Consider the following 14,555-nt stretch of genomic DNA (forward strand, 5'->3'; position numbering starts at 1 on the left):
TGGTCATGGGCCGGTCCGCGGACCGGTGCCGCACCACGGGGAACAGGGTGGCAGGTACGCGGCGGGGTCACGCGGTACGCGCACCCAGCACACCACCTGTCACATGGCCGGACGTCGCCGCCGCGCCCCGTCGCCGCCGGACATGCGCGGGCGGGACGCGTACGGGGCGACCCCCGGTGCGGGCCGCGCCGGTCTTCGCCGGCGCGGGAACCGCGCGGGAGGGGCCGGGTGCGGAGTCCGGTGCGGGGTCATCGGCCGGGCGCGGTGAGCGAGTGGTGCAGGGTGCGGGCCGACGCGTCGGTCAGCGCGGCGATCTGGTCGACCAGGACGCGCTTGCGGGACCGGTCGTCGGGCGCGGCCTCGTACAGCGCCCGCAGCTGCGGCTCAAGCCCCTCGGGCGCGCGGGCGGTCAGCGCCGCGGCCAGTTCGGCGATGACGATCCGCTGGTCGGCGCGGATCGCCTCCTGCTCGGCGCGCTGCATGACGTAACGGTCGGCGACCGCCTTGAGCACCGCGCATTCGTTGCGCGCCTCGCGGGGTACGACGAGCTCGGCGCCGTATCTGCCGAGGCGGCCGGTGCCGTACGCCAGACGGGTGCCGCTCTCGGCGGCGAGGCAGAACCGGCCGATCAGCTGGCTCGTGGCGTCCTTCAGCCGGGCCTGGGCGACGGCCGAACCGTCGTAGCCGTGCGGCCACCAGTCCTGGCCGATGAGCCGGTCCAGTGCCTCGGACAGCTCCTGGGGGTCGGTGTCCGCCGGGACGTACCGCCCGATGGCGACCTGCCAGATCTCCTGCCGCTCCGGCTCGGCGTCCAGGCAGTTGGGGTCGATGTGCCCGGCGTGCAGCCCGTCCTCGAAGTCGTGGACCGAGTACGCCACGTCGTCGGACCAGTCCATCACCTGGGCCTCGAAGCACTTGCGGTCCTGCGGGGCGCCCTTGCGGAACCAGTCGAAGACCGGCAGGTCGTCCTCGTACACCCCGAACTTCGGGGAGCCGGGGTCGGTGGGGTGTGCGCCCCGGTGCCAGGGGTACTTGGTGGCGGCGTCGAGCGCGGCGCGGGTCAGGTTGAGCCCGACGCTGACCAGCTCGCCGGTACGGGGGTCGGGGACGAACCGCTTCGGTTCGAGCCGGGTCAGCAGGCGCAGCGACTGGGCGTTCCCCTCGAATCCGCCGCAGTCCGAGGCGAAGTCGTTGAGCGCCTGCTCGCCGTTGTGGCCGAAGGGCGGGTGGCCCATGTCGTGGGAGAGGCAGGCCGTCTCGACCAGGTCGGGGTCGCAGCCGAGTGCGGCGCCGAGTTCCCGGCCGACCTGGGCGCATTCCAGGGAGTGGGTGAGCCGGGTCCGGGGGCTGGCGTCCCAGGCGTAGCTGCGGGTGCCGGGGGTGACCACCTGGGTCTTCCCGGCGAGCCGGCGCAGCGCGGCGGAGTGGAGCACGCGGGCGCGGTCGCGCTGGAAGGCTGTGCGGCCGGGCCGTTTGTCCGGTTCGGTGGCCCAGCGCTCGGCGTCGGCGGCGCCGTAAGGAGCCGTGTCCGATTCCCGCGGGCCGTGCGTGTGGTGCGTGTGGTGCGTGTCGTGCGTGCCTTCCATGAGGTCGACATTAATCGGCCGGGCTGACAAGAGGGCTCAGGCTGACGTCAAGAAATGTGTGTTCATCCGATTTTCGCGTGCCGGGACACCGGCCGTCCGTGCCGGTGGTGGCGGTTACGCAGAACCCTTTGGGCCGTCCTGTCGTCACGTCATAGGGGGACAGTTCGGCACGGCACAGGACAAAGACAGGAACGAGGGCGCTCTCATGCGGCTGAAGCGACAGGGTGCAGGGGTGGGCCGGGGCCGGCTGAGGAGAACGGCGGCCCTGCTGCGGCCCCGGCTGCCGCGGACCCGGCGGGGACGGCGCCGGGCCGTGCAGGGGGTGATGGTCGCCTGTGTGCTGGGCCTGGCACCCGCCACCTGGCTGCACTCGGTGGCCGACGCCCGGGTCAGGACGACGGCGGACGTGCCCGCGCGGCAGGTCGCCGTGGTGTTCGGGGCGGGGCTGTGGGACGGGAAGCCGTCCCCGTATCTCGCGAACCGGCTGCGGGCCGCGGCCGAGCTGTACCGGGACAAGAAGGTGAAGGTCGTGCTGGTGACCGGTGACAACAGCCGGGTGGAGTACGACGAGCCGGACGCGATGCGCACGTTCCTGGTCGAGCACGGGGTGCCGGACAGCAGGATCGTCAGCGACTTCGCCGGCTTCGACACCTGGGACTCGTGCGTGCGGGCCAGGAAGATCTTCGGGGTGGAGCGGGCCGTGCTGGTGACCCAGGGCTTCCACATCCGGCGGGCGATCGCGCTGTGCCGGGCGGCGGGGATCGACGCGTACGGCGTCGGGGTCGACGCCAGACACGATGCGACCTGGTACTACGGCGGGACGCGGGAGCTCGCCGCGTCGGGGAAGGCGGCCCTGGAGGCGCTGTTCAAGCCCGACCCGCACTTCCTGGGCCCCCGGGAGCCGGGCGTGGAAACGGCCCTCGCGGCGGATGCCCGGTGAGCGCGCCCCGTCAAGGGAGCCGGGGCCCCCGGCTCCCTTGCGAGGTGACCGGCGCGGTCTCCGCCGACACCCAGCCGAGATAGCCGGCGCTGCCCCGTAGCACCGGGATCGCGATGATCTCCGGGGTGTCGTAGTCGTGCGCCTCCTGGAGGTGGGCCTCCAGTTCGTCGTACCGCTCGGCCGTCGTCTTGAGGAGCAGCTGCCACTCCTCGGTGGTCTCGATGGCGTTCTGCCACCGGTAGACCGAGAGGACGGGCGCGGAGATCTGTACGCAGGCGGCGAGCCGCGCCTCCACCACGCCCTGCGCCAGCAGCCGGGCCTTCTCCTCGCTGTCCGTCGTGGTCAGAACGGTCAGCCATGCGGGCGAAGTCACCTTCGGTCTCCTCTTTCGGTCTCCTCGGGTCCGGCAGCGGTCCACCTCCATTGTCAGGGGCGGGACTCGCTGCCGCCAGGTCAACCGCCGTACGGCCGCACCTCCTTCGCGTCCCGCAGCGCCCTGCCCCACCACACCAGCTGGTCGAGCAGCGACTTCGCGGCGGCGTCGGCACCGGCCGGGTCCCGGTGCCTGCCCTCGTCGTCGAAGAGCGCGCCGGCGTTGTGGAAGGAGACGGTGTCGCGGATCGAGACGGCGTGCAGTTCGGCGAAGACCTGCCGCAGGTGCTCGACCGCGCGCAGCCCGCCGGAGACCCCGCCGTAGGAGACGAAGGCGACGGGCTTGGCCTGCCATTCGGTGTGGTGCCAGTCAATGACGTTCTTGAGCGGGGCCGGGTAGGAGTGGTTGTACTCGGGGGTGATGACGACGAAGGCGTCGGCGGCCGCCAACCGGCCCGCGACCTCGGCCAGCCGGTCCGCCGCCTCGGGTCCGGGGCGGTACGAGTGCACGGTCGGGAGGTCGAGTCCGGCGACATCGACCAGGTCGGTCACGACGGCGGGGTGGCCCTCGGTGCGGGAGAGGAACCAGTCGGCGACGACGGGGGCGAAGCGGCCCTCGCGGTTGCTGGCGAGAATGACCGCGACTTTCAGAGGGGCGTCGCCGGAGGCGGCGGTGGTGGCGGGAGTGGCAGCTGTGGAGTCAGTGGTGGTGAGGTCCATGGGAAGAGGCTCACGCCTCAACCACGGTTGAGGTCAAGCGCCGGACAACCGCCCCCTCCGCCGTGCGTGTCGGCATACGGTGGAACGCATGACGAATCCAGCAGCCGCACCGGTCCCGTACGCCGAGTTCGACGGGCATCCGGCCACCGAGGACGATCTGCGGACAGCCGCCTTCTTCAACTACGGCCATTTCACCGCCATGCAGGTCAGGGAGGGCCGGGTACGCGGGCTCGGGCTGCACCTGGACCGGCTGGACGGCGCGAACCGGGCGATCTTCGAACTCCCGCTGGACGGCGGGCGGGTGCGCGAGCTGATCCGGCACGCGCTCCAGGGGGCGGGGGCCGTCGACGGCTCGGTGCGGGTGCAGGGATTCCTGCCGCCGGGCGCCACCGCGACGACCGTCATGGTCACGGTGCGCGCCCCGGCCCGCATGTCCACCGAGCCGAAGAGCATGATGTCCGTCCCGTACGCCCGTACCGTGCCGCACCTCAAGCGTCCCGGCGAGTTCGGCCAGACGTACTACGGGAATCTCGCCTCCCGCGCGGGCTTCGACGATGCGGTGCTGACCCTGCCGGACGGCTCGGTGACCGAGGGGTCGATCACCAACATCGGTTTCTGGGACGGCGATTCGGTCGTCTGGCCGCAGGCGCCGGCACTGCTCGGCATCACCATGGCGCTGCTGGAGCAGGAGTTCCCCGGCGCGGGGGTCCGGTCGCGGCGGAGTCCGGTGACGCTGGACGGGCTGGGGGCCTACCGGTCGGCGTTCGTGACCAACTCGCAGGGCATCGCGCCGGTCCGGCGGATCGATGACACCGCGTTCACGGTGGACGAGGAGCTGATGGGGCGGCTGGACACGGCCTACGGGAAGGCGCCCTGGGACACCGTGTGAGACCTCCGGCCCCGGCCGGGCGGGACGGGCGCCTCGGCGCACGGCCGGTCGGGGGCGTGGCCCCGAGAGGGGACCATGGGGCACATGGAGATCCCCACCGAAGGCCCGCAGTCGCGCATGCAGATCCACATCGAGGGCTCACGTCTGCCCGGCCGCACCTGCGGGCCCGGCGGCGACTTCGCCGGCTACGAGAACATCCACGTGGGCGTGCAGCGCAAGGACCGGCCCGGCGAACTCCTCGGGCTGCTTCCGGGTGACACCCCGTCCGCCTCCTGGACCCTGGACTGCACCGCCACCGCCTCTGCCACCGCCTCCGCCTCCGCAGACGGTGCGGACGGTGTCGAGATCAGCGGGCCGTACGTACAGGACAGGCTCGGCGGGCGCTTCGTCTACCTGTCGTGGGGCACGGTCGACGAGGACGGCCTCTTCTCGATGTTCCGGCGGGCCAAGCTGATGTTCGCCGACATCGGCGCGGACGTCCTCGAAGCGGCCGCGCGTTCCGGGCACCTCACGGCACGGCTGCCGCTCTCCGACGCCAAGGGCCAGCCGCTGTGCGCGCGGGTCCGGCCGCCGGTCGTCGAGTGGTCCGCCGCCGCTCCGGAACAGGCGCTTCCCTCTTCTGACGCACCGCTGCGGATCTCCTGAGACACCAGTGCGGAGGCGGAGCCGTCCTCATCGGGCCCAGAGGGGGGCGGGCCCGATGAGGGCGGCGGCCGGAGGCGGCGAGGGGACGCCGTCCCGTGGGGGGTGTGATGCGTGTGCCCCTCGGCCACAAGGTCATGCATGTGACGTGCACCACATTCACATCGGGGGTCATCACCCGATCGGCACCGGATGCCGCAGGGTGCCGCACCTCCCCTACCATCACCGCTCTGACCTGCACGCATACCGCGTGGCAAGGAGGCTGCGCCGGTCCGAACGGGTGACAGCTGACTCGGTGTCAGCAGGCGTGGGCGGCCGCCCGGCCGTTAGCTCGGAGCCAGGACACACCCGCCAGCGCCCCTTGCTCGGAGGAACCCCCATGCGCAGTCCTGCTCGCCTCGTGACCGGCACCGCCGCGGCCCTCGCCGCCGCCGCGCTCGGCCTCTGCGCCGCCGCCCCGTCGGCGTACGGGGACGAACTGGGCTCGCTGGAGATCACCCCGGCGAGCGCGGCTCCGGGAACCACGGTCACCGTGAACACCACCGCCTGCGGGGACGACACCGGCGCCACCGGCGACGCGAGCTCCCTGAAGGCCTCCCGCTTCGCGCTGGCACCGGCCACCCTCAAGGAGGTCCTGGCCGGTTCGTTCCGGGTGCCCGGCAACGTCGAGCCCGGCCCGTACAGCGTCGACGTGGCCTGCGAGAACGGCAAGGAGGCCACCGGCGAGATCGAGGTGAAGGCCGCGGGCACCGCGGGCAGGGACAGTGCGGACCCCGCCGGCACCGCGGGCAGGGACAGCAGGGACACCCCCGGCGCCGCCCGGACGGACACGGCCCGGGACGGCTCCGGGAAGGACTCCCCGGCGGACGCCGACGACTCCTCCGGCTACGACTTCTCGGGCCTGGACGCCTCGGGTCACGACTCGTCCGGCTACGACTCCTCGGGTTACGACTCCTCCGGCTATGACTCCTCGGGCCTCGACGAGGCCGAGGCCGCCGGTTCCGCCCTCGTGCCGGACTCCCCCGCGGCCCCGGTCCGCGGCACCTCCAGCGAGCGGCCGAGCCCGTCCGAACACGAGAGCTCCGCCGCGCACGAGAACTCCGCCGCGCGCGACAGCGCGTCGGACCACGAGACCCCCTCCGGCCACCGCTCCTCGGCCGCACCCACCGCCCCCACGGGGCACGTGAGGACCGGTGTCGGCGGCAGCGTCGGACCGGACACCACCCAGATCGCGGCGGGCGCAGGCGTTCTCGCCGCGACCGCCGTCGGCGGAGCCTGGCTCCTGCGTCGCCGGGCGAGCGGCACGCAGGACGACAGCTGACGGAGAATTCCACCTCTCCGTACCGCCTGGTCCCGTCCCGGTGGCCCAGCGCCACCGGGACGGGACCGCAAATCCATCCTCGTCACCCGGAGGACGACCGTGTCCCAGAAGGCCAAGGGCTGGCTGCTCGTCGTCGCGGCGCTGGCCGGTGTCTGGCTGATCCGGAACGGCGCGGACACCCGGCTGACCCCGCCGGGCCCGGCCTCCGCCCAGGCCTTCGCCGCCGGACCGGAACTGCTGCCGGGATCGCCGGTCGCCGAACCGCTGCGCCCCTCGGCCCCCGTCCGCATCCGGATCCCCAGCATCCGGGTGGACGCCCCGATGATGCGGCTCGGGCTCGGCCCCGACGGCAGCCTCGATGTGCCTCCGGCCGGGAACACCGACATCGTCGGCTGGTACAAGGACGGCACCCCGCCGGGCGCCAAGGGCAGTGCGATCGTCGCCGGCCATGTCGACAACGCCCAGGGCCCGTCCGTCTTCTACAACCTGGGCTCGCTGAAGAAGGGCAGCACCGTCGAGGTGCTCCGGCAGGACGGCCGCACCGCCGTCTTCGCACTCGACGCCGTCGAGGTCTACGACAGCAAGGACTTCCCCGACAAGCGGGTGTACGGGTCCTCGGAACACGCCTCGCTGCGGCTGATCACCTGTGGCGGCGGATTCTCCGAGTCGACGGGTTACGAGGGCAACGTGGTGGCCTACGCGCACCTCACCTCAGTGCGCTGACGCCGGGCGGGACCTCACGGACACGCCCGCGGCGCTCACGCGTTCCACTGGTCGAAGGCGAGCTTCGCGACCAGCGAGAACACCACGACCAGCAGCACCCCGCGGACGAACTCGCTGCCCCTGCTCAGCGCCATCCGCGCTCCGACCAGGCCGCCCGCCAGGTTGAACACCGCCATCAGACCGGCCAGCTGCCACATCACGTTGCCCTGGTACGCGAACATCGCCAGCGCGCCGCCGTTGGTGCAGACGTTGACGATCTTCGCGTTGGCGGAGGCCGTCACCAGATCGAGGTGGAGCACCGCGGTCAGGGCCAGCACCAGGAAGGTGCCGGTACCCGGTCCGAACAGCCCGTCGTACAGGCCGATGCCGCCGCCCACCAGCACGATCGCGGTGACGGTGCGGGCCCGGGTGACCGGGGGTGCCGTGCCGTCCTCGGGCGCCCTGCCGAACCGGGGCCGCAGCATGACGAACCCCGCGACCGCCAGCAGCACCACCATGATCACCGGGCGCAGCACCTCGCTGCTGATCCCGGCGGCGAAGAAGGCACCGGTCATCGATCCGGCCAGCGCCGCGAGGCCGATCCGCAGCGCGACGCCGACCTTCACCGGCGCCTTGCGCGCGTAGGCGACGGCGGCGCCGGACGTGCCGACGATGGCGACCGCCTTGTTGGTGCCGAGGATGTGCGCGGCGGGGACGTTCGGCAGCCCCAGCAGCAGCGCGGGCAACAGAAGCAGTCCGCCGCCGCCGACCACCGCGTCGATCCAGCCGGCCGCTCCCGCGGCGAGGCACAGCACGACGAGAGTGGTCACGGTTATGTCAGGCATGATCGCGACCCTAAGGAAACGGCACATGTCGCGTCCAACCGTCCTGCCGGTGCGGCAGGAAAGTCCGGTCGTACGCTTGATTCATGAGCCAGCGCCGGTACGCGAGTGACCTGCCCGACCAGAGCGGCCGTACGGCCGTGGTGACGGGAGCCAACAGCGGTATCGGGCTGATCACCGCACGGGAGCTGGCGCGACGCGGCGCCCGGGTGCTGCTCGCCTGCCGTGACGAGGGGCGCGGCAAGGAGGCGGCGGCCCGCATCCGCGGCGCGGTGCCGGACGCGGACGTGGAGTTCGCCGCGCTGGACCTGGCCGATCTGTCGTCGGTACGGGAGTTCGCCGCGTCGTACACCCCGGACCGGCTCGATCTGCTGATCAACAACGCCGGTGTGATGGCCCTTCCGTACGGAAGGACCGCCGACGGCTTCGAGACCCAGTTCGGCGTCAACCACCTCGGGCACTTCGCCCTCACCGGGCTGCTGCTGCCGAAGCTGCTCGGCACCCCGGGCGCGCGGGTGGTGAGCGTGTCCAGCGGTCTGCACGTCCTGTCCAATATCGACATGGGCGATCTCAACAGTGAGCGGAACTACCGCCGCTGGATCGCCTACGGCCGCTCGAAGACCGCCAACCTGCTGTTCGTCCACGAGCTGGCCCGGCGGACCGCCGCCATCGGCAGCGGGCTGGTCGCCGCCGCCGCACACCCGGGCTACGCGTCGACCAATCTGCAGACGGCGGGCGTCCGGATGGAGAACCGCAGAGCGGCGGAGCGGGTCATCGAGCTCGGCAACCGGATCATCGCCCAGCCCGCGTCCGCGGGCGCCCTGCCCAGCCTGTACGCGGCCACCGCGCCCGGCGTACGGCCCGACTCGTTCACCGGTCCGCGGCTGCTGGGCTGGCGCGGTGCGCCGGCTCCGTCCTGGCGGGCGGGCTGGACGCTCAACGATGTGGCGAGCGAGCGGCTGTGGGTGGCGTCGGAGCAGCTGACCGGGGTCACCTTCGCGGGCCTCGGGGTCTGATTCCCCGGGGCCCGCGAGCCCAGCCGGGCCCAAACGAGAGGCTCTCGCCCCGGTGGGCTCAGCCCTGGCCGTCCACGGCGGACGGGTCCATCCACATGACCTCCCAGATGTGGTGGTCCGGGTCCTGGAAGGACCGGCCGTACATGAAGCCGAGGTCCTGGGGCTCGTTGGCGGGCGAGCCGCCCGCGGCGAGCGCCGCGTCGGCCAGCTCGTCCACCTTCTCGCGGCTGTCGGCGCTCAGCGCCAGGAGCATCTCGGTGGTCTTCGAGGCGTCCGCGATCTCCTTCTTGGTGAAGTCCTTGAAGCGCGGCTCGGTCATCAGCATGGCGAAGATCGTGTCGCTGATGACGAGACAGGCGGTGTTCTCGTCACTGAACTGCGGGTTGAAGGAGAATCCCAGCTTCCCGAAGAAGCCCTTGGTCGTCTCCAGGTCCTTGACCGGCAGGTTCACGAAGATCATCTGAGGCATGGCCGTCTCGCTCTCTCAGCGGGTGAATGCGGTGCGTGAATTCGGTGGGCGAATCCTGTGGGCGAATCCTGTGGGCGAATCCTGTGCGTTCTCCGCGAACGCGTTACGAGAGGTAGACGCCGGGGCCGCCGGAAACTCATCGGTGCCGGGACGGGAAACCTCGCCGGCCGTTCTCCCGTCCGGCGGGCCCCGTACGGATCACGACATGGCGAGCGGCGCGCCGCCCCGCAGCAGCGAGTCGCCCAGCGGCGTCACCGTGTGCAGGACGGAGCTGCCGTGGCGCAGGGTGTGCACCAGACCCGCCTCACGCAGCACACAGGCGTGCTGGCTCGCCGACGCGAGGGAGACCCCGGCCCGACGGGCGAGCTCGCTGGTCGTGCAGCCGCCGCCGATGGTCCGCAGCACCGTCGACCGGGTGTTGCCGAGGAGCCGGCCGAGCCAGGGGCCCGGTTCGGCGAAGACCGGGGCGCTGGTGTGGCCGACCGGATAGACGAGCACCGGCGGCAGCAGCGGGTCGCGGAGGACGACCGGGGCGCCGCGGCAGAAGAACGACGGCTGGAGGAGCAGCCCGCGGCCGTCCAGGTGCAGTTCGCGGTCGACCGGGTAGTCCGCCTCCAGCACCGGCGCCCGCCAGCGGATCACCGGCGGGAGCGAGGCGAGCAGCTCGTCCGCGCCGCCGTCCAGGAGAGCGCGTCCCCGGACGGCGCGGTCGGCCTCGATGCCGGCCTGGATATGCGGCCAGTACGGTTCGACCGCGGCGCGGTGGTAGCCGCGCAGCGCGCCGATGAGCCGGCCCAGGGGCTCGGAGCGCCCTTCCCGCAGCGCGTCCAGCCGCACCGGCCGTACTGCCCGCCGGGCCGTGGCGGTACGGCCGCCGGCTGCTCCCCCGGTGCCCAGCATCGCCAGTTCGGCCCGCAGCCGCTCGGGCGGGGTGTCGCGCAGCGCCTCGATTCCGGTGCTTAAGTCCAGCGGTTCGGAACCTTCCTGAGAAGGCGTCAGGAAATCCGGGAAATAGCCGCGCGGTGGAACCACGGCGGACAGCAGATGTACTTCACCATTCAACCGCGGACGGGTTTCCGTGCGCCATTTCCCGAACACCGTGGAAGCACGCCGGTCCCTCAGCCGGTGAAGACTGAGAATGGTCTCCCACAATGCGTCCGGCCCGGTGGCCATACGCACTCTGGAAAGGTCCCATCCGGATATATGGATACGCAGCACCGTTCCCCCACCCGCTTGCACCTGCAATTACCCCCACGTAAGTGTATGTGAGTCGTCACACCACGTCACCACGGGGTTTCGGCCAGAGGTGAAACGTCTCGCGTCGACCCGGTGTCACCCGAAAGGCTGTACGACGTCGGGTTGCGATTCCAGAGCCACCGGAAGAGCGAGTGAAGGCCGTGGGGGGTTTTGCTCGCTCGGCGGCGGTTGGCAATGGTGCGGCTCCGCACCCGACGGGGGTAAGCCGGGTGCGGCCCATGGATGGGGATCCATGGGCCGCACCCTGGTCCGCTCCGGCCCGCCCCGGTCCACTCCGGCCCATCTCTTTGCGCATTAAACGAAGCAATGGAGCGCCCGGAATCGTGGAAAGCGCTCGCTTACGGCCGACGCATACGGCCCCGGCCCTCGCTCAGTCCCGCTTACGGCCCCGCGCCCCGCGCCGCACCGCCGGATCCACGGGCCCGGCCGACATGGCGAGGCGGCGGCACCCCCGCACAGGGTGCCGCCGCCTCCGGGTATTCCGTGGCCGCCGCCGGACCGGTGAGGGGTCCGGTGAGCCGGCGACAGCTCCGGAATCAGTGGGTACCGCCGCGTCAGCGGCTGTCGCTGCCGCGCGACTGGGCCGCCGCCCGGCCCGCCTCCAGACGGGCCACCGGAATGCGGAACGGTGAACAGGAGACGTAGTCCAGGCCCACCTCGTGGAAGAAGTGCACCGACTCCGGGTCGCCGCCGTGCTCGCCGCAGATGCCGAGCTTCAGGCCGGGGCGGGTGGCCCGGCCGGCCTCGACGGCACTGCGTACCAGCGAACCGACGCCGTCCCTGTCGATCGTCTCGAACGGCGACACCCCGAAGATGCCCTTCTCCAGGTACGCGGTGAAGAACGAGGCCTCCACGTCGTCGCGGGAGAAGCCCCACACCGTCTGGGTCAGGTCGTTGGTGCCGAAGGAGAAGAACTCCGCCGCCTCGGCGATCTGACCGGCGGTCAGCGCGGCGCGCGGCAGCTCGATCATCGTGCCGATCTTCAGCTTGAGGTCCGTGCCGGTGGCGGCCTGGACCTCGGCGATGACCCGGTCCGCCTCCTCGCGGACGATCTCCAGCTCCTGGACCGTACCGACGAGCGGGATCATGATCTCGGCGCGCGGGTCGCCCTTGGCGTTCTTGCGCTCGGCGGCCGCCTCGGCGATCGCCCGTACCTGCATGGCGAACAGACCGGGGATGACGAGACCGAGCCGGACCCCGCGCAGACCGAGCATCGGGTTCTGCTCGTGCAGCTTGTGCACGGCCTGGAGCAGGCGGAGGTCGTTCTCGTTGGCGTCCTTGCGGGACTCGGCGAGCGCCACCCGGACCGACAGCTCGGTGATGTCGGGCAGGAACTCGTGCAGCGGCGGGTCGAGCAGCCGCACGGTGACGGGCAGTCCGTCCATCGCCTCGAACAGCTCGATGAAGTCGGCCTTCTGGAGCGGCAGCAGCGCGTCCAGCGCCGTCTCGCGCTCCTGGTCGGTGTCGGCCAGGATCAGCTTCTCGACCATCTCGCGGCGCTCACCGAGGAACATGTGCTCGGTGCGGCACAGCCCGATGCCCTGGGCGCCGAAGCGACGGGCCCGCAGGGCGTCCTCGGCGTTGTCCGCGTTGGCCCGCACCCGCAGCCGGCGCACCCGGTCCGCGTACGCCATGATCCGGTGCACGGCGGCGACCAGTTCGTCGGCGTCGTCGGCGCCCGCGTGCATCCGGCCCTCGAAGTACTCGACGACCGGAGACGGCACGACGGGCACCTCACCGAGGTACACCTTGCCGGTCGACCCGTCGACGGAGACGATGTCGCCCTCCTCCACGACCGTGGTCCCGGCCGTCAGCCGGCGCCGCTTGGTGTCGACCTCGATCTCCTCGGCACCGCAGACGCAGGTCTTGCCCATGCCACGGGCGACGACGGCGGCGTGCGAGGTCTTGCCGCCGCGCGAGGTCAGGATGCCCTCCGCGGCGATCATGCCGTCGAGGTCGTCCGGGTTGGTCTCGCGGCGGATCAGGATGACCTTCTCGCCGGAACGGGACCACTTGATCGCGGTGTACGAGTCGAAGACGGCCTTGCCGACCGCCGCCCCCGGCGAGGCGGCGATGCCCCGGCCGAGCCGCTGCGGCCCCTCCCCGCCGCGCGCTCCGGTGTCCTCGAAGCGCGGGAACATCAGCTGCGCCAGCTGCGCGCCGTTGACCCGCTGGAGGGCCTCGGCCTCGTCGATGAGGCCCTGGTCGACGAGCTGGGTGGCGATCCGGAAGGCGGCACCGGCGGTGCGCTTGCCGACCCGGGTCTGGAGCATCCACAGCCGGCCGCGCTCGATGGTGAACTCGATGTCGCAGAGGTCGCGGTAGTGGGTCTCCAGCGTCTCCATGATCGTGATCAGCTGGTCGTACGACTTCTTGTCGATGGACTCCAGATCCGCGAGCGCCACGGTGTTGCGGATTCCGGCGACGACGTCCTCGCCCTGCGCGTTCTGCAGGTAGTCGCCGTAGACGCCCTGGTGGCCGCTGGCCGGGTCGCGGGTGAAGGCGACGCCCGTACCGGAGTCGGGGCCGAGGTTGCCGAAGACCATGGAGCAGACGTTGACGGCCGTACCGAGGTCGCCGGGGATGCGCTCCTGGCGGCGGTAGAGCTTGGCCCGGTCGGTGTTCCACGAGTCGAAGACGGCCTTTATGGCCAGGTCCATCTGCTCGCGCGGGTCCTGCGGGAAGTCGCGTCCGGCGTCCCGCGTGACGATCTTCTTGAACTGCCTGACCAGCTTCTTCAGGTCGGCCGCGTCGAGATCCACGTCGACGCTGACGCCCTTGGCCTCCTTCGCGGCCTCCAGGGCCTCCTCGAAGAGGGCGCCGTCGACGCCGAGGACGGTCTTGCCGAACATCTGGATGAGCCGGCGGTAGGAGTCCCACGCGAACCGCTCGTCGCCGCTCTGGGTGGCGAGACCGACGACGGACGCGTCGGAGAGCCCGATGTTGAGGACCGTGTCCATCATTCCGGGCATCGAGAACTTGGCGCCGGAGCGGACGGAGACCAGCAGCGGATCGTCGGACTGGCCGAGCTTCTTGGCCATCCGCGCCTCAAGGGCGTCGAGGTGCGCACTCACCTCGTCGCGCAGCGCGGCCGGCTCCTCACCGCTGCCGAGGTAGACCTTGCACGCCTCGGTGGTGATGGTGAAGCCCGGAGGGACGGGGAGCCCGAGATTGGTCATCTCGGCGAGGTTGGCACCCTTCCCGCCCAGCAGGTCCTTCAGATCCTTGTTGCCCTCGGTGAAGTCATAAACGAACTTCTGACCCGCAGGCTCCGGGGACTCCGGGGTGGATACGTGGGGGTCTTTGTTTTCCGACACGGGTCTCGACTCCTCGAGGACGCGGTGGCTGCCCTGACGGCGAGGAACATACCCAGATCGAAGGTGTCTGGGTACGTCCACCTGGCCGTCACGCGGCCGCAACCACCTGTCCGCCAGCAGATCCAATGAATCTGTCCGGCGATCAGGCCGGGGCTCCTCGTTCAGACTTTGAAGGCGGGATGGCCGGTTCTTGACCCTCAACCACTCACATGAGCGAACCTCTACGCATCTGAGTGCACTTCCCGAAGGCTACGACGTGGCACTGAGTGCCAGATCTTCCAGAAGTGCAGCAATCACCATTGCGCTCACCTGAGCGCACTCTCGATCAAACGTGGCGCGAATCACGCTGATTTCGGACCCGCATTCCAGGATCCGGACGCCACGGACGCCTCAGGCAGTCGCTCAGTACCCCGAGGTCCGCCTCTTCCAGGCGCCCAGGGCGAACGGCACTCCGGCGGCTTCCGCCGAGGCCGGCGGCGCGG

13 protein-coding genes are annotated in these 14,555 nt (G+C 71.3%); 6 read left to right on the forward strand and 7 right to left on the reverse strand.

The genetic code is table 11. The features are described 5' to 3' along the window. Positions 1–248 precede the first annotated feature (248 nt). Positions 249–1,586, reverse strand: coding sequence for a deoxyguanosinetriphosphate triphosphohydrolase (locus ACZ6S6_RS04010; protein WP_362964545.1), 1,338 nt, complete (start codon positions 1,584–1,586; stop codon positions 249–251). A gap of 205 nt (positions 1,587–1,791) precedes the next feature. Between ACZ6S6_RS04010 and ACZ6S6_RS04015 the strand changes: the two genes are divergently transcribed. Next, positions 1,792–2,526 carry a SanA/YdcF family protein gene (locus ACZ6S6_RS04015; RefSeq protein ID WP_362964547.1) on the forward strand — a complete coding sequence of 245 codons (735 nt, stop codon included), beginning with the start codon at positions 1,792–1,794 and terminating at the stop codon, positions 2,524–2,526. Positions 2,527–2,536: 10 nt separating this feature from the next. On the opposite strand, the gene cutA is transcribed toward ACZ6S6_RS04015, so the two are convergent. Further along, positions 2,537–2,899: a divalent-cation tolerance protein CutA gene (cutA, locus tag ACZ6S6_RS04020; protein ID WP_469703700.1), complete on the reverse strand. Its 363-nt coding sequence runs from the start codon at positions 2,897–2,899 to the stop codon at positions 2,537–2,539. An 80-nt stretch (positions 2,900–2,979) separates the two neighbouring features. Next, a complete protein-coding gene (locus ACZ6S6_RS04025; protein ID WP_469703702.1) occupies positions 2,980–3,618 on the reverse strand; it encodes an NADPH-dependent FMN reductase in 639 nt (212 codons plus the stop codon). Positions 3,619–3,706: 88 nt separating this feature from the next. On the opposite strand from ACZ6S6_RS04025, the gene ACZ6S6_RS04030 reads away from it, so the two are divergent. From ACZ6S6_RS04030 to ACZ6S6_RS04045, 4 genes are all read left to right on the forward strand, one after another. Then, positions 3,707–4,507, forward strand: a complete 801-nt coding sequence (locus ACZ6S6_RS04030) for an aminotransferase class IV family protein (RefSeq protein ID WP_469703704.1) — start codon at positions 3,707–3,709, stop codon at positions 4,505–4,507. A gap of 117 nt (positions 4,508–4,624) precedes the next feature. Continuing rightward, positions 4,625–5,152, forward strand: a complete 528-nt coding sequence (locus ACZ6S6_RS04035) for a DUF5990 family protein (protein WP_469703876.1) — start codon at positions 4,625–4,627, stop codon at positions 5,150–5,152. A gap of 376 nt (positions 5,153–5,528) precedes the next feature. Further along, a complete protein-coding gene (locus ACZ6S6_RS04040) occupies positions 5,529–6,470 on the forward strand; it encodes a hypothetical protein (RefSeq protein WP_469703886.1) in 942 nt (313 codons plus the stop codon). A gap of 99 nt (positions 6,471–6,569) precedes the next feature. Beyond that, on the forward strand, positions 6,570–7,193 hold the full coding sequence (locus ACZ6S6_RS04045) for a class F sortase (RefSeq protein ID WP_362964555.1): 624 nt from the start codon (positions 6,570–6,572) through the stop codon (positions 7,191–7,193). A gap of 35 nt (positions 7,194–7,228) precedes the next feature. Here ACZ6S6_RS04045 and ACZ6S6_RS04050 read toward each other — a convergent pair whose 3' ends face one another. Then, on the reverse strand, positions 7,229–8,017 hold the full coding sequence (locus tag ACZ6S6_RS04050; protein WP_469703707.1) for a sulfite exporter TauE/SafE family protein: 789 nt from the start codon (positions 8,015–8,017) through the stop codon (positions 7,229–7,231). An 83-nt stretch (positions 8,018–8,100) separates the two neighbouring features. On the opposite strand from ACZ6S6_RS04050, the gene ACZ6S6_RS04055 reads away from it, so the two are divergent. Beyond that, complete coding sequence (locus tag ACZ6S6_RS04055; protein WP_469703709.1) at positions 8,101–9,030, forward strand: oxidoreductase; 930 nt, start codon at positions 8,101–8,103, stop codon at positions 9,028–9,030. Positions 9,031–9,088: 58 nt separating this feature from the next. Here the strand turns inward: ACZ6S6_RS04055 and ACZ6S6_RS04060 are convergent, their stop codons facing one another. The 3 genes from ACZ6S6_RS04060 to ppdK form a co-directional block, all read right to left on the reverse strand. Then, a complete protein-coding gene (locus ACZ6S6_RS04060) occupies positions 9,089–9,499 on the reverse strand; it encodes a VOC family protein (protein WP_362964561.1) in 411 nt (136 codons plus the stop codon). Positions 9,500–9,697: 198 nt separating this feature from the next. Beyond that, positions 9,698–10,717, reverse strand: coding sequence for an ArsR/SmtB family transcription factor (locus ACZ6S6_RS04065; RefSeq protein ID WP_362964563.1), 1,020 nt, complete (start codon positions 10,715–10,717; stop codon positions 9,698–9,700). A gap of 593 nt (positions 10,718–11,310) precedes the next feature. Next, the gene (ppdK, locus tag ACZ6S6_RS04070; protein WP_362964565.1) at positions 11,311–14,073 is read right to left on the reverse strand and encodes a pyruvate, phosphate dikinase; all 2,763 of its coding nucleotides are present in this window, start codon (positions 14,071–14,073) and stop codon (positions 11,311–11,313) included. Positions 14,074–14,555: the final 482 nt, after the last annotated feature.

This window comes from Streptomyces sp. NPDC048671 (genome assembly GCF_055587045.1).